20 protein-coding genes are annotated in these 23,391 nt (G+C 71.0%); 14 read left to right on the top strand and 6 right to left on the bottom strand.

What is annotated here, in order from left to right; genetic code table 11:
• Positions 1-240: 240 nt before the first annotated feature.
• Positions 241-1,101 carry an SDR family NAD(P)-dependent oxidoreductase gene (locus tag DY023_RS18025; protein WP_181905818.1) on the bottom strand — a complete coding sequence of 287 codons (861 nt, stop codon included), beginning with the start codon at positions 1,099-1,101 and terminating at the stop codon, positions 241-243.
• 166 nt (positions 1,102-1,267) lie between these two features.
• Between DY023_RS18025 and DY023_RS18020 the strand changes: the two genes are divergently transcribed.
• From DY023_RS18020 to DY023_RS11100, 3 genes are all read left to right on the top strand, one after another.
• Positions 1,268-1,591: a DsrE family protein gene (locus DY023_RS18020; protein WP_181905817.1), complete on the top strand. Its 324-nt coding sequence runs from the start codon at positions 1,268-1,270 to the stop codon at positions 1,589-1,591.
• Positions 1,592-1,667: 76 nt separating this feature from the next.
• A complete protein-coding gene (locus DY023_RS11105) occupies positions 1,668-2,189 on the top strand; it encodes a hypothetical protein (RefSeq protein WP_116242405.1) in 522 nt (173 codons plus the stop codon).
• Positions 2,190-2,317: 128 nt separating this feature from the next.
• Complete coding sequence (locus DY023_RS11100; RefSeq protein ID WP_116242404.1) at positions 2,318-3,988, top strand: hypothetical protein; 1,671 nt, start codon at positions 2,318-2,320, stop codon at positions 3,986-3,988.
• Positions 3,989-4,075: 87 nt separating this feature from the next.
• Here DY023_RS11100 and DY023_RS11095 read toward each other — a convergent pair whose 3' ends face one another.
• A complete protein-coding gene (locus tag DY023_RS11095; protein WP_220347286.1) occupies positions 4,076-5,371 on the bottom strand; it encodes a phytase in 1,296 nt (431 codons plus the stop codon).
• A gap of 222 nt (positions 5,372-5,593) precedes the next feature.
• Between DY023_RS11095 and DY023_RS11090 the strand changes: the two genes are divergently transcribed.
• Positions 5,594-7,117 carry an ATP-dependent DNA ligase gene (locus DY023_RS11090; protein ID WP_116242482.1) on the top strand — a complete coding sequence of 508 codons (1,524 nt, stop codon included), beginning with the start codon at positions 5,594-5,596 and terminating at the stop codon, positions 7,115-7,117.
• A gap of 46 nt (positions 7,118-7,163) precedes the next feature.
• Positions 7,164-7,844 (top strand): hypothetical protein, encoded by a 681-nt coding sequence (locus DY023_RS11085; RefSeq protein ID WP_147303291.1) that lies wholly within the window; start codon positions 7,164-7,166, stop codon positions 7,842-7,844.
• Here DY023_RS11085 and DY023_RS11080 read toward each other — a convergent pair whose 3' ends face one another.
• On the bottom strand, positions 7,845-8,696 hold the full coding sequence (locus tag DY023_RS11080; protein WP_116242402.1) for a LysR family transcriptional regulator: 852 nt from the start codon (positions 8,694-8,696) through the stop codon (positions 7,845-7,847).
• A 70-nt stretch (positions 8,697-8,766) separates the two neighbouring features.
• Between DY023_RS11080 and DY023_RS11075 the strand changes: the two genes are divergently transcribed.
• Entirely contained in the window at positions 8,767-10,092 is a 1,326-nt protein-coding gene (locus DY023_RS11075; protein WP_181905816.1) for an FAD-binding oxidoreductase, read from the top strand.
• Between the two features lie 255 nt (positions 10,093-10,347).
• On the opposite strand, the gene DY023_RS11070 is transcribed toward DY023_RS11075, so the two are convergent.
• Both DY023_RS11070 and DY023_RS18380 read right to left on the bottom strand, forming a co-directional pair.
• Positions 10,348-11,172: a PIG-L deacetylase family protein gene (locus tag DY023_RS11070; RefSeq protein WP_116242401.1), complete on the bottom strand. Its 825-nt coding sequence runs from the start codon at positions 11,170-11,172 to the stop codon at positions 10,348-10,350.
• Positions 11,173-11,237: 65 nt separating this feature from the next.
• Positions 11,238-12,383, bottom strand: coding sequence for an ROK family transcriptional regulator (locus DY023_RS18380; protein ID WP_116242400.1), 1,146 nt, complete (start codon positions 12,381-12,383; stop codon positions 11,238-11,240).
• A gap of 213 nt (positions 12,384-12,596) precedes the next feature.
• Here DY023_RS18380 and DY023_RS11060 point away from each other — a divergent pair, with 213 nt between their 5' ends.
• From DY023_RS11060 to DY023_RS11030, 8 genes are all read left to right on the top strand, one after another.
• Positions 12,597-12,833: a FitA-like ribbon-helix-helix domain-containing protein gene (locus tag DY023_RS11060; RefSeq protein ID WP_116242399.1), complete on the top strand. Its 237-nt coding sequence runs from the start codon at positions 12,597-12,599 to the stop codon at positions 12,831-12,833.
• Positions 12,830-13,258 (top strand): type II toxin-antitoxin system VapC family toxin, encoded by a 429-nt coding sequence (locus DY023_RS11055; RefSeq protein WP_116242398.1) that lies wholly within the window; start codon positions 12,830-12,832, stop codon positions 13,256-13,258. The genes DY023_RS11060 and DY023_RS11055 overlap by 4 nt, the downstream gene beginning before the upstream one ends.
• Positions 13,255-14,637, top strand: a complete 1,383-nt coding sequence (locus DY023_RS11050; RefSeq protein WP_116242397.1) for a plasmid pRiA4b ORF-3 family protein — start codon at positions 13,255-13,257, stop codon at positions 14,635-14,637. The genes DY023_RS11055 and DY023_RS11050 overlap by 4 nt, the downstream gene beginning before the upstream one ends.
• A gap of 135 nt (positions 14,638-14,772) precedes the next feature.
• On the top strand, positions 14,773-16,062 hold the full coding sequence (locus DY023_RS11045; RefSeq protein ID WP_116242396.1) for a glycosyltransferase: 1,290 nt from the start codon (positions 14,773-14,775) through the stop codon (positions 16,060-16,062).
• A gap of 62 nt (positions 16,063-16,124) precedes the next feature.
• Entirely contained in the window at positions 16,125-17,453 is a 1,329-nt protein-coding gene (nhaA, locus tag DY023_RS11040) for a Na+/H+ antiporter NhaA (protein ID WP_116242395.1), read from the top strand.
• Between the two features lie 41 nt (positions 17,454-17,494).
• Positions 17,495-19,804 (top strand): phosphoribosylformylglycinamidine synthase subunit PurL, encoded by a 2,310-nt coding sequence (purL, locus tag DY023_RS11035; RefSeq protein ID WP_116242394.1) that lies wholly within the window; start codon positions 17,495-17,497, stop codon positions 19,802-19,804.
• 8 nt (positions 19,805-19,812) lie between these two features.
• Positions 19,813-19,956 carry a hypothetical protein gene (locus DY023_RS18015; protein WP_181905815.1) on the top strand — a complete coding sequence of 48 codons (144 nt, stop codon included), beginning with the start codon at positions 19,813-19,815 and terminating at the stop codon, positions 19,954-19,956.
• A gap of 107 nt (positions 19,957-20,063) precedes the next feature.
• Positions 20,064-22,295: an esterase-like activity of phytase family protein gene (locus tag DY023_RS11030; protein WP_116242393.1), complete on the top strand. Its 2,232-nt coding sequence runs from the start codon at positions 20,064-20,066 to the stop codon at positions 22,293-22,295.
• Between the two features lie 59 nt (positions 22,296-22,354).
• Here DY023_RS11030 and DY023_RS11025 read toward each other — a convergent pair whose 3' ends face one another.
• Positions 22,355-23,278, bottom strand: coding sequence for a helix-turn-helix domain-containing protein (locus DY023_RS11025; RefSeq protein WP_116242392.1), 924 nt, complete (start codon positions 23,276-23,278; stop codon positions 22,355-22,357).
• Positions 23,279-23,391 lie beyond the last annotated feature (113 nt).

Genomic DNA, 23,391 nt, shown 5'->3' with positions numbered 1-23,391 from the left:
ATGCTGCGAGACGCGACGCCCCTGGGGAACCGGGGGCGTTTCGTCTGCCACCGGACCCTGAGCGCCCTTCGTCTCGTCGCTTCGCTCCTCGCTCAGGATCCGCGGAGCGAGCGCCGTACTGAGCGAGCCAAGCGAGACGAAGTGACGGAGGACGCCCTTCGTCTCGTCGCTGGCGCTCCTCGCTCAGGGTGCGGAGCGTACGGAGCGAGCGCCCTTCGTCTCGTCGCTGGCGCTCCTCGCTCAGGGTGCGGGGAGCGTGGCCTCGGCGAGCTCCCACAACCGTCGCCCCGCGGCCGGGTCGCGCAGCGCGCGGAACAGCGGACGCTCCCGCGGGGTACCGGCCAGCCCGAACCATCCGCCGGGAGCGAAGAAGCATCCGGGTGCTGCATGCCGCTCCAGCGCCATCAGCGCGGGCTGAGCGCCCTGCGCCGGGCTGTTCCCCGGAATCCAGCGCAGCCAGCGCTCCTCGCCGCCGGGCAGCCGGCTGCGCAGCGCCGGCGCGATGTGCGTCGCCGGCGCCACACCCGGATGGCACAGGTTCACGCTGATGCCGCCGCTTCGTCGAGCGAGCTCCAGCGCCCACAGCCCCAGCGCCCGCTTCGACCCGGCATACGCGCGCCACGCGCTGTACCGCCGCTCGCCCTCGAGATCGTCGAGCCGTCCACGCGTGGCCGCGATGCTCACCTGCACCGCGACGCGGGCGCGAGCAGCGACCAACAGTGGCATCAGCTCGCGCGTCAGCACCGCGTGCCCGAGGAGGTTCGTCTGCAGATGCAGCTCGTGACCGTCGGCCGTCACGTGCCGCTCGCGGTCGCCGAGCAGCACGATCCCGGCGTTCATCACGAAGCGGTCGATCGGGGTTCCCTCGCTCCGCAGGCGCTCGCCGAGCGCGGTCACAGTGCCGAAGTCCGCCAGATCGAGATCGCAGATCTCGAGTGCGGCATCCGGAACCGACTCGAGGATGCTGCGCACCGTCGCCTCTCCGCGGGCGCGATCGCGCACGGGGAGGAGCACGTGCGCGCCGTCCGCGGCGAGCGCTCGTGCGATCTCGCGCCCGATGCCGCTCGACGCCCCGGTGACGAGAGCGCGGCGGGTGGGCATGGGAACAGCGTCCCACCATCTTGAGCACCTCGGGAAGCTGAAGGCGTCCTTCGTCACTTCGTCTCGCTCCGCACGCTCGGTACGGCGCTCGCTTCGCGGATCCTGAGCGAGGAGCGAAGCGACGAGACGAAGGGCGCTCAACGACCGGCACGGGCACAATGGCACCATGACCCAGCGCACCGTGATCCTGCACGTCTCCGACCGTCCGGAGGACATCGTGCGCGCCGTCGGCATCGCGAACACACTGCACGCGGCGCGGCCCGAGACCGACATCCGGATCATCGTGAACGGTCCCGCGATCCCGGGCGTCGCCGCCGGTGCAGCTCCGCTGCCGACCCCGGATGCCGCCACGATCGAGGCCTGCGAAGGCGGACTGCGCGGGCACGGCATCCCGGTAGACGCGCTGCAGCCCGGCATCCTCACCGTGCCCGCCGCCGTGGTCGCGCTCAGCGACGCGCAGTTCGACGGGGCGGCGTACATCCGCATCTGAGTTCACCCGCCGGGCGCTGCCTCCCCACGCGACGGCCCCGCGCCGGTACTCTGGCCCCGAACCGAGAGGGGCAGACATGACCGACCAGAGCATCGAGATCCGCGAGTTGCGCGCCCGAGTCGACGTGCTGGAGCGCATGCTCGTCGGCACCTACGCCCTCATCGTGGGCGTCGTGCTGGTGCTCGGCCTGACGCTGCCGCTGGCCACCACCCATGCCGGCGGTGAGGATCAGCAGTACTGGAGCGTGATCACCACCACCCTCGCACCGCTGAACGGCGCCGATTCGCCATGGGGCGGCATCGCCTGGCTGCTGATGACGCTCCTCATCCTGATGATCATCATCACGGTGCTCCTGCTCGCGCTGACTCTGATCCCCGCGGCCCGCCGGAGCCTGTCCGACGGACTGCGGGTGTTCGGCATCGTGCTCACCGCCGTCGGCACGGTCGGCGCCGTCGCGATCATGGCCATCATCGGTGCCTCGCTGCGCACTGAGACCGACGACTTCGGCTGGGGCGGCCCGGTGCTGCTGCTCGGCATGATCGCCGTGCTGCCGCTGCTCAGCGGAGCGCTGCGGTCACTCGTCGGCGCCCGCCGCTGAGGCTCACGCAGCCCTCGCATCCGTCCCGCCGGGACTGATTTCGCGACGCGAGTCCCGGATCCGAGGCATCCGCGGACACCTCGGGGCGACTCCGAGGCCAGGCGGCCGGGCCGTCCTAAACTCACCCCATGCTGTACGCCGACGTCACGACTCCGAGCGAGGCTGAAGCTCTCGCAACCCGCATCCTCACCGTCAGGCAGCGGCCGCTCGTGCTCGTCTCGGCCACGGCGGAGGGCGAGTTCGCGTTCGACGACGACCGGCTGCGGCATGAGCTCGGCGGCATCGCCGACGTCGTCACCATCGCGACCGGCAAAGCCACACACGCCCTCGAGGAACTGCTCCCGCCCAAGACGCACGCCTTCGGCGGCGCGGCCCGCTCATACCCGGTCGACTTCGGCGACGACCCGGACTGGAGCCGCTCCCGACTCCCGTTCCCCGGCCACGCCGACACCGACGATCTCATCGGCGACGCGAAGGCGCAGTCGGTGCAGCAGGTGCGGCGCACCGTCGAGTCCTCGGCGCCGAACGCCGTGCGCCGGGCCAGCGGCGTCGTGAAGGGATTCCTCGCCGGCGACACCCGCGCGCTCGTCGAACTCGACGACGGCACCACCGTCACCGCGACCGGCGACCTGCTGCCCGCCACGCTTCCGCTCGCCGTCGCACTCGTCCCGGGGGCACCGGTCAGCGGCATCCTCGAGGGACAGGAACTGCATCCCGAACCGTTCCCCGCCGACCTCTCCGCCCTGCCAGACGGCGCGCACACGCTCGCGCTCGTCGTGAAGGTCACCGATCTGCGCGCCACGGTGCACCTACACCCCGACCATGCGTTCGTGCTGCGCCGACGCGACGTCAGTGCCGACGAACGCCCGGTCGGCGACGTGCTCGCCGTCGGCGACGTCATCCGCGTGCGCGTCGCGCGCGGCCCGCACGGCGAGCTGCTGCTCAGCCACTCCGCCCGCGACGACAGCGCGCCGCTCACGCCCGCCTTCCCGCTCGTCACCGACGGGCCGGCCTGGCTGAGCGGGGACCGCCGCGTCACGCGAACGGATGCTGCGAAGCCGGATGCCGCAGCACCGGCATCCGCGGGTCCCCTGCTGCCCGACGACTACGCGACCCGCACCGACGTGCGGATGCTGGCGCAGGCGATCACCGCCCTGCGCGGTGACGTGCTCGCGCTGACCAACCTGGTCGGACGGAGCGGCGGCGACCCGGGCCCCGCGTCTTCTGCCGAGCTGGAGCGGCTGCGGGAGGAGAACCAGCGCCTGCGCGCCGAGATCGCAGACGAACGCGCGGAGCGCGCCCGGGCCGAGGCACGGCTCAGCGAGACCTCCCAGGACCAGCGCGACTCGGCCCGTGCGCTGCGCGACGCACGACGTGCCGCCGAACGTGCGCACGTCGATCCGACCGAGGACGGCATCCGGTTCGAGATCGAGCGCACCTGGGGCAACCGCACCGCCCCCGGTGAGCGCGGCCGCTGGCCGCTGCGGGAGTTCCGCTTCGGGCCGGACTTCATCCGCTCGCTGGCGAAGCTCGACGAGAACCAGCTGAGCAAGGCCGTACGCGCCTGCGTCGACGCGATCACCGGGCGCGACCGCGAGATCCCCGCCCGCGACCTGCACCGGCTGCGCACCGGCGAGGGCGGCGATGACGCGTACGTCGTGCGGGCCGACGGCGCGAAGTGCTGGCGCGCCGCGATCGAGCAGAACACTCCCGGAGCGCGGCGGCTGCACTACTGGGAACTGCCCGGCGACCTGATCGAACTCAGCCGCATCGTCACCCACGACGACACGAGACCCTAGAGCGCGCATTATCCTTCTCCGCCGAGACCCCGCCTGAATGACCGGCATTCAGGCGGGGTCTCGACGGCGGGGCGGCCGACGTCACCGTCAGTCCCGCGCCACGTCGAGATCGAGGCCGCTGCCCCGCGCGACATCCTTCCAGGCGACGAACTTGAAGTTCGTGCTCGACTCGTCCGATCCCTCCGGTGTGTTGTCGCCGTCCTGCACGACCAGCAGACCGCCGGGGAATCCGGGCAGGCTCACGCTCACGGCATCCGCGCCGTCGCTGTGCTGGGTGCTGTCGACCCGGCCGTCGTCCACCGTGAACGAACCGACGTACTCGTTGCCGTCCTCGAGCCCGTACACGGCGAAGCTGTCGTCGCCCTGGCTCGACGCCAGCAGGTATCCCTCGCCGTCGCCGGTCGAGTAGATCGTCAGGCCCTCGATGTCGGTGTGCAGCACGTCGCCGCCGAAGCCGGGGTTCTCGCCGTACACGCATTCGTCCTGCTCTGCGTCATAGGTGCCGGGCAGGCCGTACTCGATCGCCTTGTCGATCAGCTGCGGCTCACCGGTCAGATCGGCGTCGACCTTCCAGATGCCGACGAGCTCCTGCCCCAGATACGCCGTGCCGGTCGCCTCGTCGACCACCATGCCCTCGACCTGCGCGTACTCGCCCGGGTCATCGCAGGTAGTCCAGGTCGTGCCGTCCGGCATGGCGAACTCGGCCGGCAGCGACAGGGTGCGCACGAGATCCCATCCGACCGTGCCGTCCTCGCGCGCGGACAGCTCGAGCAGCGCCACATCCGTCTCGGAGTTGCGGCTCACCAGCGCGTACGCACCGTCGTCGTCCTGCCACGTGGTGAGCCCGTACGCGGTGTGCTCGCTGTTGACGTCGTCCTGCGACGCGCTGAAGATCCGGCCGGCCGACGGGTCGGTCACCTCGGTCAGCCGGCCGTCTTCGACCGCGAAGATGCCGATGTTGTCGAGACCCTTGTCCGACACGACCGCCAGGTCGACCTCGTCGCCATCCAGTTCGAAGTCGTGGATGAGGTCGACGTTGTTGTAGCGACCGGGGGCGTCGTCCTCGCCCGGCGCGGGCTTCGGATCGATGTGCTGCACGAGGCGGCCACGCAGGTCGTAGACATTGATCCCCGCCTCCTTGGCCGTCGTGATCACGACGCTGCGGCGGGCGTCGTCGTCATCGACCCAGATGGCCGGATCATCGGCATCCGCATCGTCGGCATCCCACAGCGCGGGGGTCTCCAGCTTCGCCGTGACGCCCTTCGACGCAGCACGGGCGGATGCGTGGCCTTGCGACTGCGCAGACGGCGCCGCGTGAGCGGCGGATGCGCCGAGCACGACGGCGACGACGATTGCGCCGGCGGGGAACAAGCGATGCTTCACAGGAACTCCTCAGATCGGTGGAACGACGACGCTCGATCCTTCTGGGCGCATATGAACCCCGGTTGAACACCGGATGACGTGCGGCATCCGCAGCGCTGCGGAGATCTGCACGATCCCGGAGGCGCTCACGCCTCGGCGTCCGGGATTCGGCAGAACTCCGCGGTGCTGCTGCGGAAGGATGCCGGGGAGACGGATGTCGGTGCCCGGTGCGAGACTGAGCAGATGAAGCTCGCGGAGCTCACCGAAACCGCCGACGAGGTCACGGCGACGTCGTCGCGGCTGTCGAAGATCGCCGCCCTCGCCCGCCTGCTCGAGCGCGCCGCACCCGAAGAACTTCCGGCGCTCACAGGGTTGCTGCTCGCCTCGCCGAGGCAGGGCCGACTCGGCGTCGGCTGGCGCGGCCTTTCCGCACTGAAGGTCGAACATGCCGACGAGCAGACCCTCACGATCACCGACGTCGACGACGCCCTCGACGCGCTCGCGCACGCCTCCGGCACCGGATCCGCCGCCCAGCGCACCGGGCTGCTCCACGACCTCGCCTCGCGCGCGACGCCGGACGAGTGGGACTTCCTCGCCCGCGCCATGCTGGGCGAGTTGCGCACCGGAGCACTCGGCGGCGTGCTGCTCGACGCGATCGCGAAGGCGTCCGGCCGCGCCGCGGCATCCGTCCGTCGCGCGGCCATGCTCTCCGGCGATCTCGGCGAGACGGCCGTGATCGCGCTGACCGGCACGGAGGACGACCTCGACGCCGTCGGCCTGCGGGTCGGCCGCCCCGTGCTGCCCATGCTCGCCGCCACCGCGGCGACGCCCACCGCGGCGCTCGAGATCACCGGCCGCGCCTCGGTCGAGTACAAGCTCGACGGCGCCCGCATCCAGGTGCACCGGCACGGCGACGAGGTCGGCGTCTACACGCGCAGCCTCGCCGACATCACCCACCGCGTGCCCGAGATCGTCGAGGTCGTGCGCGGCCTGCCCGGCCACGACCTCATCCTCGACGGCGAGACGCTCTCGCTCGATGAGGACGGCGGGCCGCGCCCGTTCCAGCAGACCATGTCGCGGTTCGGCGCAGACGTCTCGCGCGCGCTCGTCCTCAGGCCCTGGTTCTTCGACCTGCTGCACGTCGACGGCCGCGACCTCATCGACGAGCCGCTGTCGACCCGGCTCGAAGAGCTCGAGCGGGTCGCCGGCGAATGGCGGATGCCCGGCATCGTCACCGACGATGCGGATGCCGCGGAGCAGCTCTCCCGCGAGGCGCTGGCGGCCGGCCACGAGGGTGTGCTGGTCAAGGCGATCGACTCGCCCTATGCTGCCGGGCGGCGCGGCAAGTCGTGGGTCAAGGTCAAGCCGGTGCTCACCTACGATCTTGTCGTACTCGCCGCGGAGTGGGGCTCCGGCCGGCGCCGCGGCTGGCTCTCGAACCTGCACCTCGGCGCCCTCGATCCCACCGGCGAATTCGGCGAGCCGGGCGGCTTCGTGATGGTCGGCAAGACCTTCAAGGGTCTCACCGACGAGCTGCTGCGCTGGCAGACCGAGACCTTCCCCGCGTACGAGACCGAGCGCACACCGTACGCCGTCCACCTGCGGCCGGCGCTGGTCGTCGAGATCGCCATCGACGGGGTGCAGAACTCGCCGCGCTACCCCGGCGGCATCGCCCTGCGCTTCGCCCGGGTGAAGGGCTATCGCCCCGACAAGACCCCCGCCGAGGCCGACACGATCCAGACGCTGCGAGCACTGCTGCGCGGCTGACGAGATCCCATGGTGCGCGGGGCGACGGCGGCGTACCATCAGCGCCATGGGGCAGGGGCGCGTGGGGACCGCGCCACTACGAGCGTGGGCACTCGTGGTCGGCTACGTCGGCGTGGCCTCGGCACTCGCCCTGCTGCTGTTCTTCGCCCTCGCCGACCCGTTCGGCGCGAACCTGCGCACCTGGTCTTGGCTCGGCCCCGCGAACGACGTGCTGTCGATGGTCATGGTGCCGGCACAGACGATCGCCATGGTGCTGCTCTGGCACGCCCTCCGCCCGGCGCCGGTCGTGGCAGTGCTCACCGGGCTCACGATCGTCGCCCTCGTCGCGGGCGCGGTCGTCACCGGCAGGATGCTGGCGGGCGAGGCCACCCTCGACACCCAGTTCCTGTTCGCGATCCCCATGATCGTGCTGATGTTCGCGACGTTGCTCGCCGCGGGTCTGCGCGTGCTACGCGACCGCCGGCATCCGACCGTCATCGGACGGCGCACCGCGCGCTGGGCGATGATCACCGGCGGCGCCGGCATCGCGGCGATGCTGCTCTTCGCCCTCGCCTACGCCTTTCCGGCCGGCTCCGCCGGGCAGCTCGCGTTCTTCATCGTCGGTGGCGTCCCCGGGGCGGTCGCGTACGTCGGCTACCCGGTGTGGTGGCTGGTGCTCGGGCTGCGTCAGGATGCCGTGACCTACCTCCGCACGTACGAGGAGGAGGACGCCGGCCGACACCGGTGATCACCGCCGCCCGGCCACGCCCCGCGCGGCTGCCGCGAGCGCGGCCACCCGGGCCGTCGCGTGACCACGGCGCCAGCACAGCACCCAGCTCACCGGCGGGGAGCCCTCCTCGAACGGCACCATGGCCAGGCTCGGCCGCGCGAAGTAGTCCGCCGCGTGCGCGGCGAGCGGCACCACGCCCTCGCCGGCCGCGATCAGCGTCAGCAGGTCGAGGAACGTCGGCGCCGTGCGGTCGGGCTCGGGCCGGTAGGGCGCCGCACGGCGCCCGGCCCGGAACACGGTCTCGCCGGCCAGATCCCCGACCGACACCGTCACGCGTGCAGCCAGCGGATGCTCCCGCCCCACCGCCAGCACCACCTGTTCGGAGTACACCAGCGGCCCCTCCTGGAACCCCTCCTCGTCGACCGGCCCGTTCGTCACCGTGACGTCGACCTCGCCCGCACGCAGCAGGTCGAGCGGATCGACGAAGCCCGCCTCGCGGAACACCAGCTCCACCCCGGGGTTCTCCGCCCGGAACCGATCGAACACCGGCGCGGCCAACTCGGCGATCGCGGGCGCCTCCAGTCCGATCCGCAGCGTCCCCACCACTCCCCGCCCGGCGGCGATCGCCGCCGTGATCCCGCGCTGGATGCGATCGTGCCCCGCACGCACGTCGGCGTACAGCGCCGCACCCACCGGCGACAGCTCCACCCGCCGGCTGGTGCGGTCGAACAGGGTCACGCCGAACCGGCGCTCGAGGTTCGCGATCGTCTGGCTCACCCGCGACGGCGAGATCAGCAGACGGTCGGCCGTCCGCCCGAAATGCAGCTCCTCGGCGAGCGTGAGGAAGACCTCGATCTCACGACGTTCCATGCGCTCTACATTAACGATCCATCCGCCATCCGTCCTTGTTCGGTCTTTCTGTGCCGCTGACGATGGAGACATGACCGATTACCTCACCGAAACGGATGCCGCCTACGACTCCGCGCGCAGCGGCTACAACCTCGCCGTCCCGCACCGCCCCGCGGCCATCGCCGTCGCCCGGACCGCGGACGACGTCGTGCACGCCGTGCGGGAGGCCCGCCGCCGTGGGCTCGGCGTCGCCGTGCTCGCCACCGGCCACGGCCCCTCGCGCCCGGCCGACGGGCAGCTGCTCATCAACACCTCCGCGATGAAGGGCGTCACGGTCGACCCGGCCGCCCGCTGGGCGCGCGTCGAAGCCGGCGTGCGCGGCGGCGAGCTCGTGCAGGCCGCCGCGATCAACGACCTCGCCCCGCTCTCGGGCTCGTCGCCCGAGGTCGGCGTCGTCTCGTACCACCTCGGCGGCGGTCTGGGCCTGCTCGGTCGCAGCCTCGGCTGGGCCGTGGACCACGTGCGGGCGATCGAGGTCGTCACCGCCGACGGCGTGTTGCGACGCACCACCCCCGACAGCGAGCCCGACCTGTTCTGGGCTCTCCGCGGCGGCGGCAAGGGAACGCTCGGCGTCGTGACCGCGATCGAGATCGACCTGCATCCGATCGCCCGCCTGTACGGCGGCGGCCTGCACTTCGCGGCCGACCGCGTCGAAGAGGCGCTCACGCTCTGGGCGGAGTGGACGCGCACCCCGCCGGAGACGATGGCCTCCTCCGTCCTGTTGATCCGGATGCCCGACATCCCGGTGCTCCCCGAGCCGCTGCGCGGCCAGTACGTCATGCACCTCCGCATCCTGTTCACCGGCTCGGCCGCAGAGGGCGAGCGGCTCATCGCCCCGTTCCGCGCGCTCGGTCCGATCACCGACACCGTGACCGAGATGCCGTACTCCGCCGTCGGCTCGATCCACGCCGAGCCCACGATCCCGGTCGCCTTCCACGCCCGCAATCGGATGCTGCGGACGCTCGACGCCGACGCGGTGCAGGCGGTGCTCCGGCACGCCGGACCGGATGCCGCAGCACCTTTCCTGCTGGAACTCCGTCACGCCGGCGGGGCGCTGGCGCGACCGGCCGAACGGCCCAGTGCACTCGGACGTCGCGACGGCGAGTTCGTGCTCTACGTCGGCGGCGCCGCCGGGCCCGACGAGGCTCCTGCGCTGCAGGCGCGGTTCGCGGAGCTGTTCGCCGCGGTCGAGCCGTGGGCCACGGGCGGGGTGTGCGTGAACTTCCTCTCCGGGCCGGACGTCACGGCCGAGGAGCTCGCGAGCGGGTACCTGCCGGACGACGTCGAGCGGCTCGCGCGGATCAAGCACGCGTACGACCCGGAGAACCTGTTCCGCACGCACCACGGGCTGGCGTGACGATGGGGCACTGACGCATTTCGTCTCGCTCCGCTCGCTCAACGACCCGGGAAGCTCAACACCCCGGGAAGACCAACGCCCGCGGAACCTCAACGCCCCAGGAAGGCCAACGCCGCAAGTAGGCCAACGCCCGGGGGCAGGTCAACGCCCGGGCAGGCCGACGCCCGGGGGTAGCCCCAGGACCCAGGGCATGCCAACACCCGGAAAGCTCAACACCCCGGGAAGGGTGCCCGGACACCGCGTGGCCGGCGGACCTCATCCGCGGGAGAGCAGGATCCGCTCCACCTCCTCCGCGGTCGTCGGGCGTCCGAACGGGGCCAGTTCGAACGTCTCCGCGAACCGCACATCCTTCGCGGCATCCCCGTAGGCGCGCTCAAGTGCCGGCCGCGCGGCGTCCTGCGTCTCGAGGAACTCGCTCCAGTGCTTCACGATGAACTCGTCCACGGCGGCCGTGTCCGCAGCATCCGGAACCAGGTGCAGCAGGTCGCGCTGCGCCGGGGCGAACTCGAGGAACTGCGAGGCGTGCGCCGCGCACGCGCGCAGCTTGCGGTCGATCACCGCGTCGACGGCGACGGCCACATCCGCACGGTGCTGCTCGATCGAGCCGTAGTCGATCATCCGGAGCACGATCGGCTGCTCCTCGAGCGGCGGGATGTCGCGGCACGGGTTCGGCAGGGTGGTCAGCCCCATGACGTTGCGCACCAGGCGCCCCGCCAGCCGGTTGTCGTTGTGCCCGTCGCCCTCGTCGGTGAACGTGATGATCAGGTCGGTGCGCCACTGGCGGATCGCCCGCAGCATCCGCTGCCGCAGCGCCTGCGTGTCGACCATGTCGCCGTCGTGCTCGTCCCAGACCTCGTAGTCGGCCAGGCCGATGATCTCGGCGGCGGCGTGCGCCTCGCTCACGCGCCGGCGCACCAGGTCTTCGGGGCCGAGCTCCATGTGCCCGGCGTCGCCGTTGGTGGTCGAGAGCACCTTCACGTGGTGCCCGGCATCGGCCAGCAGCGCCAGCGTGCCCGACGCGTACTCCTCGGCCTCGTCGGGGTGCGCGACGACGACCAGAACCTTCAGATGCTTCTTCATGGGTGCCTTTCGACAGGGATGCCGGATGCCGGCATCCGGATGATGGATGCGGAGAGCGGGATGCCTCAGCGAGCCGAGACCGGCAGGACGACGTCGGCAAGGCTGCCGGCGCCCACCAACCGGGCCCGGGCGCTGCGCTGCGACAGGCACACTGCGCCGCGGACCTGCGCCCGCGCGCCCAGCTCGCCGCACCGCACATCCGGGCGGTCGTGCGGCAGGAAGCCCAGACGCTCCTGAACCGCGTCGGCGAGCGCCGTGCCGTACGCGTCCGACAGCGAGCCGGCGATCACGACCCGCTCTGGGTCGAGCAGCGCCGCCGCCGAGGAGACCGCGACCGCGAGCCGGTCGGCGATCGCGGGCAGCTCCAGGGCCTGCAGCGCGGACGGCTGCAGCAGCTGCTCCAGCAGCACGCCGCCACCGGGCACCGCCCTGCTCCGCTCGCTGGACCGGTCGGGCACGACGTCGAACGCCGGCACGATCACGCTGCCGATCTCGCCGGCCGAGCCGTGCGGGCCGAGCATCAGCTCGCCGTCGCGCAGGAACGCGGCCTTGATGCCCGAGCCCACCCACACCAGCACGACGGATGCCGCATCGCGCGCGGCGCCGAACTCGGCCTCGGCGATCAGCACCAGGCCGACGTCGTTCGCGGTGTACACGGTGGTCCCCGGCAGTTCCGCGGCGACGAGGCCGATCACGTCGACGCCCACCCATGCGGGCAGTCGTCCGCTGTGCCGCAGCACACCGGGGATCGGGTCGATCACACCGGGAACGCCGATCGTGACGTCGCGCACCTGCGCGACATCCGCACCGCAGTCGGTCAGCGCCGCCTCGAGCAGCGCCCGCAGCGCGGGCGCGATCTGCGCGGCATCCGTCACCGTGTTGTCTGCAGAGGCCTCACCCAGGGGTGAGCCGTCGAGATCGCACACCTCGGCGGCGATCCGCTCGGCGGTCACCGTGATGCCCGCGACCAGCGCCGCCCGCGGGTTCGCCCGCCACACCTGGGCCGGCGGGCCCGACCTGCTGGCCCGCTCGCCGTCGCGCACCACCACGCCCGCCTCCTCGACGCGCAGCAGCAGCCGCGCGGCGGCGGGCTTGGACAGCCCCGTGAGCTGTTCGATCTCGGGCCTGGTCAGCGGGCCGTGCCGGAACAGCGCATCGAGGACCGCGCCCTCGTTGAGGGTGCGGAGCGTGCGCGGGGTGCCCGATGTCATCCGGTCTCGATTCGATTAGGTAACCTCGGAGACAGTATCGGACAGCGACCCGGGCGTCAATCACCCTGCACAGCCGGCGGAGAGCGTGCGCTGTCCACATTCGCGGCATCCGCCCGCTGCGGCGTCGGTGGGTCCCGACAGCCTGGTGACATGACGAACCTCAGGGCGTATCGTGTGACTGCAATGCCAGCATTGCAGTCAGGAGGCGACGCCATGGCCACCATCACAGTGCGCGGGCTCGACGAGGGCACCGTGACGGCGTTGAAGGTGCGCGCGGCGCGTGAAGGCCGCTCCATGGAAGCAGAAGCACGGAGCATCCTGACCTCCGCGGTAGCAGTGGACGACGATGAACGGGGCTTCGGCACGTTCCTCGTCGAGACCTTCGGTGGCGTCGGGGCCCCACCCATTCCGCCACGGGACGAGTTCCCCGAACCCATGGATCTGCCGTGATCGTGCTCGACACGAACGTCGTGTCGGAGTTCATGCAACCCGACCCGGACGGCCGAGTTCACGCGTGGCTCGATGAGCTTCGAACCCAGGAGGTGTGGACCGCAGCCCCCGTCGTTGCGGAGCTGTCGCTCGGAATCGCTCTCCTGCCCGTCGGCGCGAAGCGCAGACTGCTGACGGAGAACTTCGCACGCGTGCTCGACGGGTTCCGCGAACGCATCCTGCCTTTCGCCACCCCGGATGCGATCGAGTACGGCCGAATCGTCGCCGGACGACGCGCAGCCGGACGTCCGATCAGCATCGGCGATGCACAGATCGCCGCGATCGCCGTCCGCGCCGATGCCGTCATCGCGACCCGGAACGTGCGCGACTTCGAGGGCACCGGCGCCCGAGTGGTGAATCCCTGGCTTCCGGAAGAGGAACGATGACCCGATACCGCCTGCGCGCGACTCTCGTCGGCAGCGCCCCCGAGATCTGGCGCGAGCTCGAGATCGACGGCTCGCTGCGCCTCGCCGACCTGCACGACGCCCTGCAGCTGCTGTTCGGCTGGCGCGAGATGCACCTGCACCAGTTCACGGATGCCGATCCGGATGTCCCCGGCGGCGCGGGACGCCGCTGGGAGTCGCCCTACGCCCCGGACGCCGAGGACGATGCCCTCTCCGAGATCGAATACCGCGTCGAGGACGTCCTCAGAACGATGGACGCGCTCTGGTACGAATACGACTTCGGTGACGGCTGGACGGTGCGCACCGACGTGACCGGTCGGCACCAGAGCGATCCGGTGTTCGCGCCGGTCGTGCTACTCGACGGTGCCCGACGGGGCCCTTTCGAGGACTCCGGCGGCCTCCGCGGGTACACCGAGAAGCTCGAGATCGCCGCCGATCCGCGGCATCCGGAGCACGATGAGATCGTCAGCTGGATGCGTGCGACTGTCGGCCCATGGGCCGGAACCGGACCCGGAGCGTTCGACCTGGTCGGCATGCAGTCCGAACTGAACCTGCGGTTCACTGCGGAGTCGTCCGGCTATGCGGCGGACGACATGTCGGGGATCGTCAAGGCCGATCGGCATCGCCGGGCAGGCGACTTCAATGATGCGTCGCCGCTCGCGGTCTTCCTGTCTCAGCTGCCTCCGCCGATCCGCTCCGAGCTGCGCCGGCACCTGCACGCCACCGGCATCCTCGACCCCGTCGACATCGCGCCGGAGGATGCCGCGCGCATCATCCGCCCGTTCGGGTGGCTGATGGACGCCGTCGGCACAGGCGGGCTCGCGCTGACCGCAGCCGGGTGGATGCCCCCTGCCACCGTGCTCGACGGCATGACGCAGCTCGGCTGGATGAAGGAGTGGAAAGGGATGGGCAAGGGCAACCGCGAAGACGTCACGCCGCCGATCCTCGTGTTGCGAGAGACCGCTCAGCGCATCGGACTGGTCCGCGTCGCCAAGGGTCGGCTGCTGCTGAGCGCCGCGGCGAAGAAGGCGCTCGGCGACCCTCTCCAGCAGTTGCGCCTGGTCGCCGGCGGGCTGTATCGCAAGCTCGGCGAGGCGGAGACGGATGCTGCCGTGCTGCAACTCCTCTCCATCGCCGATGGCACGCCGAAGACCCGGAGCTGGGAGACGGTGGCGTTCGGCATGGAGATGAGCGGCTGGGCGTCATCGACCGGATGCGCGTTCACCGAGCGCGACATCCGTCACGCCACCTTCCACGCGGACCAGGTGCTGATGTATGTCGCCGACGAGTACTGGAAGCGGCAGTCCGATCGCGGCACGAGCGATGACGTGCGGCTGTTCGCGCGGGCGGCGCTGCGGTAGACCACGGCGGTGCGCCGCGCCACCGACGACACCTCGACGCCAGGGCTGTCGTTCCGCCGATGAAGGGCGTAGTCTCGCCGATGGTGCGCCGGGAAGTCTGGTCGGCAGTTCGTTCGAACGAGCCAGGAGCAGACCATGCGCGCACTCATCTCCACCTTCGGCACCCGCGGCGACGTCGAGCCCTATCTGGCGCTTGCCGAGCGCCTGCGGGCCGAGGGCCACGATCCGGTGCTGTGCGCCCCCGAGCCCTACCGCGCCGACGCCGAGGCCGCGGGCGTCGGCTTCGAGCCGGGCGCCACGCGGATGCACGAACTTGTCCGCGAGCAGATGACCACGGTGATCAAGCCGACGGATGCCGTGCGCACCATGCGCCGCATGACCGACGCGATGCGCGAGTCCCTGGACGACCAGTGGCGCGCCGCTCAGCGCACCGAACCGGAGGTGGTCATCTCGCACCCGAAGGCGCTGGCCGGACCGCACATCGCGGAACGCCTCGGAGTGCCGTTCGTGGCATCCCTGCCGCTGCCGTTCCTCACCCCGACCCGCGCCTTCCCGATCCCGTTCCTCACCGCGGACCTCCCCGGCCCCCTGAACCGCGCGACCTACCAGTTCAACAGGTTCACGGCGATCGCCTACGGCGGCATGATCAACCGGTTCCGCCGCACCGAGCTCGGCATCCGTCGCGCGAGCCGTCTCAGCGACTACCTGCACCGCGACGGTGAGCAGGTGCCGGTGCTCTACCCGTTCAGCCGGCACATCGTGCCGCGCCCGGCCGACTACCCGGACTCGGCGCACATCACGGGACCGTGGTTCCGCCCGGAGCCGCCCGTCGCGTGGACCCCGCCGCCCGCGCTGCGCGCGTTCCTCGACGACGGGGAACCGCCGGTGTACCTCGGCTTCGGGAGCATGGGATTCCGCACGGATGCCGCGGCGCGCGGCCTCGCCGTGCAGCAGGCGGCGCGGGCGGCGGGCGTGCGCCTGGTCGTCTCGCGCGGCTGGGGCGGCATCGATGTGTCGGACGACGAGCACGTGCACGTGATCGACGACGCCCCGCACGCCGAGCTGTTCCCGCTGGTCGCCGCCGTCGTGCACCACGGCGGCTCGGGCACCACCGCCGCAGGACTGCGCGCCGGCCGCCCCACGCTGACCTGCCCCGTGCTCGGCGATCAGCCGTTCTGGGGCAAGCGCGTGCACCTCCTCGGCGCCGGCCCGGAACCGCTACCGCAGAAGCGGATCACTGCCGACGGACTGTCCGCCCGGCTGCGCGAGCTCGTCGACTCGGCGGAGCACCGCCGCCGGGCACCCGAGATCGCCGAGCGGATGTCGCAGGAGGACGGCACCGGCGAGGCCGTGAGCGTGCTGGAGCGGATCGTCGAGCGGTCGCACCTGACTCGCGATCAGCGACCACGCAACCCCCACCGGTAAGCTCGTCCACGGAGAGTCGGGAAGCCTGGTCGACGTCGTTGTCCGTCGACCGAAAGGCCGCCATGTCGCCTGCCCCCTCCCGTCCGCCCCGCCTCCGTGCGGTCTTCCCCGTCGCCTCCCGCGCCGAGGCCCGCAGGATCGGTGAGATCCTGCGCAAAGAGACCATCGGCGGAATCCTGCTGGTGACCTTCGCCGCCGTCGCGCTGGTGTGGGCCAACTCCCCCTGGGCCGACAGTTACTTCGCGCTCCGTGACACCGAGATCGGCTACGAGCCGTGGCACCTGAAGCTTCCGCTCGGCGACTGGGCGGCGGACGGCCTGCTGGCGATCTTCTTCTTCCTCGTCGGCCTCGAACTGAAACGCGAGTTCGTCGCCGGCGACCTGCGCTCCGCGCGCACGGCCGTCGTGCCCGTCGTCGCCGCGATCGGCGGCGTGGCGGTGCCCGCACTGCTGTACCTGGCCGTCGTCGGCGCCTCCGCCGACGAGGCGAGCGGCTGGGCGATCCCGACGGCCACCGACATCGCCTTCGCCGTCGCCGTGCTCGCCCTGGTCGGGTCGCACCTGCCGGGCGCGCTGCGGATCTTCCTGCTGACCCTGGCCGTCGTCGACGACCTCATCGCCATCGCCATCATCGCGGTGTTCTACACCGACTCGATCGACCTGGTGCCGCTGCTGCTCGCGCTGCTGACGATCGCGGTCTACGGCGTGATCGCGCAGCTGTCGCGCCGGCTGTTCCACGCCAGGCCCGCCGCCGCCTGGCTGATCCTGCTGCCGATCGGCTTCGTCGCCTGGGCGCTCATGCACGCCTCGGGCATCCACGCCACGATCGCCGGGGTGCTGCTCGGCTTCACGATCCCGGTGCTGCACAAGAGGGCGGATCGTGCGGATGACGCCGGCCCCGGACTGGCCGAACTCTTCGAGCACCGGTTCCGTCCGCTCTCGGCCGGGTTCGCGGTGCCGGTGTTCGCGTTCTTCTCGGCCGGCGTCGCCATCGGCGGCGTCGACGGGCTCGCCTCGGCCGCCGCCGATCCGGTGCTCGTCGGCATTGTCGTCGGGCTGGTGCTGGGCAAGCCGTTGGGCATCACTGCAGCGACCTGGCTCGTGACCCGCATCCGGCGCATCGACCTCGACCCCGCGCTGCGCTGGATCGACATCGCCGGCGTCGGCGTGCTCGCGGGCATCGGCTTCACCGTCTCGCTGCTGGTCACCGAGCTCAGCTTCGCCGCCGGCAGCGGGCAGGCCGATCACGGGAAGGTCGCCGTGCTGACGGCGTCCGTCATCGCCGCCCTCGCGGCGACGATGCTGCTGGGCGCCCGGAACCGCCGGTATCGGCGGGCCGCACGCTCAGCCGGTGATCCGGCAGCAGAGATGGACCGCGCGTCGGGGAACTAGACTGGACACGCCCCGCTTCTCCCTTCTCTCCTGGAGCCCGCGTGACCACTCAGCACGTCCCCGATTCCGTCGCCAACGCCGAAGCGACTCCTGAGAAGGAGCAGCCGTACGCGGCGCTCGGCCTCAAGGACGACGAGTACGCGCGCATCAAGGAGATCCTGGGCCGCCGCCCCACCTCCGGTGAACTCGCGATGTACTCCGTGATGTGGTCGGAGCACTGCTCGTACAAGAGCTCCAAGAACTACCTGCGCCGCTTCGGCCAGAAGGTCTCCGACGAGATGAAGCAGCGACTCATGGTCGGCATGGGCCAGAACGCCGGCGTCGTCGACGTGGGCGAGGGCTGGGCCGTCACCTTCAAGGCCGAGTCGCACAACCACCCCTCCTACATCGAGCCGTTCCAGGGTGCCGCGACCGGCGTCGGCGGCATCGTGCGCGACATCATCTCGATGGGCGCCCGCCCGGTGGCCGTCATGGACGCGCTGCGCTTCGGCGCCATCGACCACCCCGACACCGCCCGGGTGGTGCACGGCGTCACCGCCGGCATCAGCTTCTACGGCAACTGCCTCGGCCTGCCGAACATCGGCGGCGAGACCGTGTTCGACTCGGTCTACCAGGCCAATCCGCTCGTGAACGCCCTCGCGGTCGGCGTGCTGCGCCACGAGGACCTGAAGCTCGCCAACGCCACGGGCACCGGCAACAAGGTCGTCCTGTTCGGCGCCCGCACCGGCGGCGACGGCATCGGCGGCGCCAGCATCCTGGCATCCGACTCGTTCGACGACGGCGGCCCCACCAAGCGGCCCGCCGTGCAGGTCGGCGACCCGTTCGCCGAGAAGGTGCTCATCGAGTGCTGCCTCGAGCTGTACCGCGACGAGCTCGTCGAGGCCATCCAGGACCTCGGCGCGGCCGGCATCTCGTGCGCGACCAGCGAACTGGCCGCCAACGGCAACTCCGGCATGCACGTCTCGCTCGACAACGTGCTGCTGCGCGACCCCACCCTGACCGCTGAGGAGATCCTCATGTCGGAGTCGCAGGAGCGCATGATGGCGATCGTCGCTCCTGAGAAGCTCGACGCCTTCATGGCCGTCGTGAACAAGTGGGAGGTCGAGACCTCCGTGCTCGGCGAGGTCACCGGTGACGGCCGCCTCATCATCGACTGGCAGGGCGAGCGCATCGTCGACGTCGACCCGTCGACCGTCGCCGTCGACGGCCCGGTCTACGACCGTCCGGTCGCCTACCCGACGTGGATCGACGCGCTGCAGGCGGATGCTGCGGAGCAGCTGCCCCGCTCGAACGACCCGGCCGAGCTGCGCGAGCAGTTCCTGAAGCTGATCGCATCGCCGAACCTGGCCGACGTCAGCTGGATCACCAACCAGTACGACTACTACGTCGGCGGCAACACCGCCCTGGCCTTCCCCGACGACGCCGGCATGATCCGCGTCGATGAGGAGTCCGGTCTCGGCTTCGCCATCGCCACCGACGCGAACGGCCGCTACAGCCAGCTCGACCCGTACCGCGGCGCGCAGCTCGCCCTCGCCGAGGCGTACCGCAACGTCGCCGTCACCGGCGCCACGCCCACCGCGATCACCGACTGCCTGAACTTCGGCTCGCCGGAGAACCCCGAGGTCATGTGGCAGTTCGGCCAGACCGTCGACGGCCTCGCCGACGGATGCTACGCGCTGGGCACCCCGGTCACCGGCGGCAACGTGTCGTTCTACAACCAGACCGGCGACGTGCCGATCCACCCCACCCCGCTGGTGGGCGTGATGGGCATCATCGAGGACGTCTCGCGCCGCATCCCGTCGGGCTGGCAGGACGAGGGGCAGAACATCTACCTGCTCGGCGTCACCTCGACCGAGCTGTCCGGCTCGGCCTGGGCCGACGTCGTGCATGACCACCTCGGCGGCCTGCCGCCGCAGGTCGACCTCGAGGCCGAACGCCGCCTCGCCGGCCTGCTCGCCGCCGCCCGCGACGAGTGGCTGATCTCGTCGGCGCACGACCTCTCCGAGGGTGGCCTGGCCGTCTCGCTCGCCGAGGCCGTCTCGCGCTTCGGCGTCGGCGCGCGCGTCTGGCTCACCGAGCTGATGGAACGCGACGGAGTGGATGCCGCATCCGCGCTGTTCTCGGAGTCGACCGGACGCGTCATCGTGACCGTGCCCCGCGAGGACGACGTGAAGTTCCGCGGCCTCTGCGAGGGTCGCGACTACCCGGTGCTGCGCATCGGCGTCACCGACAGCGAGCCCGCCCTCGAGGTGCAGGACGTGTTCACCCTCACCGTCGACGAGATCCGCGAGACCTCCCGCGCCACCCTTCCCGCGGCCTTCGGCCCGACGGTCACCGAGCCCGCCGCCTGAGGAACCTCATGAACCAGCACGAAGAAGCCGAAGACCTCTCCGTCTACAGCGAGCGCCGCCAGAAGCGCATCCGCGTCGTCGCCTGGGTGACCATCGTCTCGCTCATCCTGGTCGGCGGCGGTGCCACGGTGATCGGCCTCATCCTCAACTGAGTCCGGTGAGCGGATGCCGGGCTCATCGGCATCCGTTCATCGTCACGTCATCGGCGGGTCACAGCCGCGTCACGGATGCTCCAACGTGCGCCGATTGACTCGCGGGCATGAGACGACTCCCCCGTGCGCTTGCCGCCGCCACCGTGGTGGCGACCGCAGCAACTCTGTTCCTCACCGCACCGGCGAACGCGGCCGGAAACCAGACCACGCCCACCTCGCCGAACCACGCGTTCCAGCCGACGCTGGTGTCGTGGGCGCAGCTCTCGGCCGACTTCCTCGCCGAGGGCCCTGCCTCGGGCGCTCAGGCGAGCCCGGGCAACGGACGCCAGGGACCCTGGGACGGCCAGGTCATCCCCGGGTTCTCGGCCGTGATCGACAACGGTGACGGCACCTTCTGGGCGCAGCCCGACAACGGCTTCGGTGCCAAGGGCAACTCCGCCGACTTCCTGCTGCGCAGTTACCTGGTGCGCCCCGACTGGCAGACCGCCGCCGGCGGCTCGGGGGAGATCAAGGTCGAGCGCTTCCTCTCGTACAACGACCGAAACGGGCTGCTCGACTTCCCGATCGTGAACGAAGGAACCGACGAGCGGCTGCTCACCGGCGCCGACTTCGACATCGAGTCGGTCGTGCGCGCGAAGGACGGCACGTTCTGGGTCGGCGAGGAGTTCGGGCCGTTCCTGCTGCACTTCGACGCCGAGGGCACTCTGCTCGAGAAGCCGTTCTCGCTCGAGGGCGCGAAGTCGCCGCAGAACCCGTACCTGAAGACCGACGAGACCCCGCGCGTGCGCGCGAGCCGCGGCTTCGAGGCCCTGGCCGGCTCGAAGAACGGGCGCTACCTGTACCCGATCCTGGAGGGCGCCTACGCCGACGACCCGGATCAGCGCCGCCGCGAGATCCGCGAGTTCGACACGAAGAAGGGCGCGTACACCGGGCGCACCTGGAACTACCAGACCGATCAGGAGCCGAACGTGATCGGCGATGCCTTCACGGTCAAGAACGACGTGCTGCTGGTCGTCGAGCGTGACGACTTCGAGGGTGCGCAGGCGGTCACCAAGCGGGTCTACGAGATCGACCTGAAGAAGGCGGACCACGAGGGCTACGTCGAGAAGAACCTCGTCCTCGACGCGCTGCGCATCGCCAACCCCGACGGCCTCGCCGCCGGTGAGGGCTACGGCACGGGCGAGGTCTTCTCGCTGCCGGTGCAGTCGTTCGAGACGATCGTGCAGCTGCGCAACGGCGACCTGCTGATCGCCAACGACAACAACTACCCCGGCAACGACGCCCGCGTGCCCGGCACTCCCGACGACACCGAGTTCGCCGTGATCGACCTCGATCGCACCAAGGTCGCGAAGGAGCTGGTGACCGTGATCGGGCACCGCGGTGCGAGCGGTTACCGCCCGGAGCACACCCTCGCCGCTTACGAGCAGGCGATCGTGCAGTGCGCGGACTACATCGAGCCCGACGTCGTCTCCACGAAGGACGGCGTGCTCGTCGCCCGCCACGAGAACGAGATCAGCGGCACGACGGATGTCGCGGCTCGCCCCGAGTTCGCCTCGCGGAAGGCGACGAAGACGATCGACGGCGCGAAGGTCACCGGCTGGTTCACGGAGGACTTCACCTTCGCCGAGCTGCGTACGCTGCGTGCCAAGGAGCGGATGCCGCAGACGCGACCCGCGAACACCGCCTTCGACGGGCTCTACGTGATCCCGACGCTGGACGAGGTCATCGACCTGGCCCGCCACTCGGTCAGCTGCGACGGCCGCCAGGTCGGCGTCTACCCCGAGACCAAACATCCGTCCTACTTCGACTCGATCGGCCTGTCGCTCGAGGAGCCGCTGGTCGCGCAGCTGAAGGCGAACGGCGTGGACTCCGCCGACGCCCCGGTGATCGTGCAGAGCTTCGAGGTCTCGAATCTGCTGGAGCTGAACGGCCTCACGAACGTGAAGCTCGCGCAGTTGATCAGTTCGTCCGGTCGGCCGTACGACTTCACGCTCGCCGGTGACGCGCGCACCTACGCCGATCTGGTGAAGCCGGCCGGCCTCGCCGGGATCGCGGAGTACGCCGACGGCATCGGCGCCGAGAAGTCGGTACTGATCCCGCGGACCTCCGAGGGCCGCCTCGCGGCACCGTCACCGGTGATCGCCGACGCGCACGCTGCCGGTCTCGACGTGCACGGCTGGACCTTCCGCCTGGAGAACCAGTACCTGCCGGTGGAGTTCCGCTCCTCGTCCGACCCGATCGCGCCCGGTGACCTCGCGGGCGAGATCCAGGTCTACCTGAACGCGGGCATGGACGGCATCTTCAGCGACCAGCCCGACGTCGCCGCCACCGTCGGCTGACCCGGCACGGAAGCGCCCGGCGCCCTCACGAGGGGCGGCGGGCGCCTCTGCATCCGGGATCAGCCGGCGGGCTCTGCGACCCAGAACCGCGGGTCTCCCCAGCCCAGCTCGCCGTGCCCGGCGGCGTTCAGCGCCAGCAGCACGAGCACCCGGCGGTAGGCGGCGAAGGTGAGGATGTGCGCGAGGTTGCCGCCGTAGCTGATCACCTCGACCGGCTCGCCGGATGCGTCGACGAACGTCTCGTCGAGGCGCTCCCCTGCGGTGACCTCGCGGACGTGCTCGTGGAACGCCGGCCCCTCAACGGCGAGGATGTCTCGCAGGTCGCCGAGCGATTGGTGCTGCTCGATCTGCAGGTCGTAGGGCCGGCCGGCCATCACGGCGTTCCACATCGCCAGCTGCCCGACCAGCCGGGCCAGCAGTGACCTGACGCTCTGCTCGTCGTCATCGACGTCGACCTCGATCGGCCGGTTCAGCTCGTCGCTGCCGAGCTCGCCGGCCACCCGGATCATCTCCCCGGTCAGCCAGATGTGATGCGCGGTCATGCGCTCCAGAAGTTCCATCTCGCTCTCCTTGTCTCTCATGGGAAGCCGGATGCTCCCCGGCGGGTGGAAATGCACTCCGTTGCCGGCCGGCAGTCGGAACGTCGCCGCGGTGTGCCGCCACTGCGCCGGAGGCTCTCCGAACTCGCGCGTGAACGCGCGGGTGAAGGCCTCGTGCGACGAATAGCCGGCATCGACGGCGACATCGAGCAGCGGCATCCGCGTCGTCAGCATGCGGAACGCGGCGCGCTCCAGCAGGATGCGGCGGCGGAACGCCCCGGGGTTCTCGCCCGCCACCGACCGGATGATCCGGTCGAGGTGGAAGCGCGAGAACCCGACCCGAGCGGCCAGCTCCGCACCGTCGATCGTGCCGGCCTCGTCGTCGCGCAGCGCGTCGGCGAGCCGGTCGACGAAGGTCGCGAAGGTGTCCGCGGGGCTGCTCATGTCCCCATCGTGCTCCTCTGCGGGCCGCCGCGCTTGATCATCCTTGCGCAGTCGCAGAGGGCCTCGCGCCGGGCCGGGACTCGGCGTAGCCTCGGCCGGAAAGCGCACCGGGA

It is taken from the genome of Microbacterium bovistercoris (assembly GCF_003387575.1).
Classification (GTDB): domain Bacteria; phylum Actinomycetota; class Actinomycetes; order Actinomycetales; family Microbacteriaceae; genus Microbacterium; species Microbacterium bovistercoris.
Note: the sequence above shows the minus strand (reverse complement) of the source record. Positions and strands in the feature narration are given on the sequence as shown.